General features: G+C 43.7%; 2 protein-coding genes. One reads left to right on the top strand and one right to left on the bottom strand.

The annotated features are described in order from the left end of the window. Window positions 1-466 (top strand): FGGY-family carbohydrate kinase (locus PX484_RS09865; RefSeq protein ID WP_288103675.1); only part of this gene is annotated, 466 nt, incomplete at its 5' end. A gap of 146 nt (window positions 467-612) precedes the next feature. On the opposite strand, the gene PX484_RS09860 is transcribed toward PX484_RS09865, so the two are convergent. Then, a partial coding sequence (locus PX484_RS09860) for a thioredoxin family protein (protein WP_288103673.1) occupies window positions 613-1,132 on the bottom strand: 520 nt, incomplete at its 5' end.

The following is a 1,132-nucleotide window of genomic DNA, read 5'->3' as shown; positions in this document are numbered from 1 at the left end:
TCGTTTAGGAAATTTGTGGTTAACTGGTGGGGCATCCAATACGGGAGGAGCAGTGTTAAAGAAGTTTTTTTCTCATGAAGAATTGAGAAATTATAGTTTAGCAATAGATGGACAAAAAGAAAGTAATTTAGATTATTATCCCCTCCTAAAAGCGGGCGAGCGTTTTCCCATTAATGATCCTTTTTTACCCGCAAAACTGACTCCCCGGCCCGATAATCCTCGAGAATTTTTGCGTGGTTTACTAGAAAGTATTGCCCGCATTGAAGCTTTAGGTTATCAGCGTTTACAGGAATTGGGGGCCAATAAATTACAGCGAGTTTATAGTGCGGGTGGTGGGGCAAAAAATCCGACTTGGAGGATAATTCGTCAGCGTCATTTAGGAGTTCCTGTGCTTTTATCTAAACAGGAGCAAGCGGCCTATGGTACTGCCCTATTAGCACAGCAATCGGTTACGCTCTTGAAATAGTCTCATAAGTAGGATTTGCGGCAAAAAGCTTGTTGGTGGGGTTAGGAGTTAGGAGTCGGTCGTCAGGAGTCAGGAGATAGGAGTCAGGAGATTATTTTATTTATTCTCCCCACACCCCACACCCTACACCCTACACCCTTCGTTAATTAACCATAATAGGGTGGCTCATTACCCGGTTTCCATTTGATATTACAGCCTAAACTCGGTTTTTGGTCCGTCGGCACCGGTTGACCGGTTAAAACCTTGTCAATAGCGGCCCGGAGATCTTTGCCTGTCACCGGTATTCCATTACTAGGACGACTATCATCTAATTGACCGCGATAGACTAGAATCCGCTGACTATCAAAGAGGAAAAAATCGGGAGTACAGGCTGCCGTGTAAGCTTTCGCCACTTCTTGGCTTTCGTCATAGCATAAATTGAATTTAAAGTCAAGAGTTATCGCCATTTTTTTCAAATTTTCTGGCGAATCATCGGGATATTTCTCCACGTCATTAGAACTAATTGCGAGGATGCCCAGATTGGTATTAGCATAATCGCGACCTAGACGGGTAAGTTCTTCTTGAATGTGTTTAACAAAGGGACAATGTTCACAGAGGAAGATGACTAACAGAGCGGTTTTAGCCGCAAAGCTGTCCAGAGAGATAGTTTCACCCGAAACCACATCG

The sequence above is a fragment of the Microcystis sp. M49636_WE2 genome (genome assembly GCF_030065375.1).
Lineage (GTDB): Bacteria > Cyanobacteriota > Cyanobacteriia > Cyanobacteriales > Microcystaceae > Microcystis > Microcystis aeruginosa_C.
The sequence above is the reverse complement of the archived record's forward strand: the minus strand, read 5'-3'. Positions and strand labels throughout refer to the sequence as shown.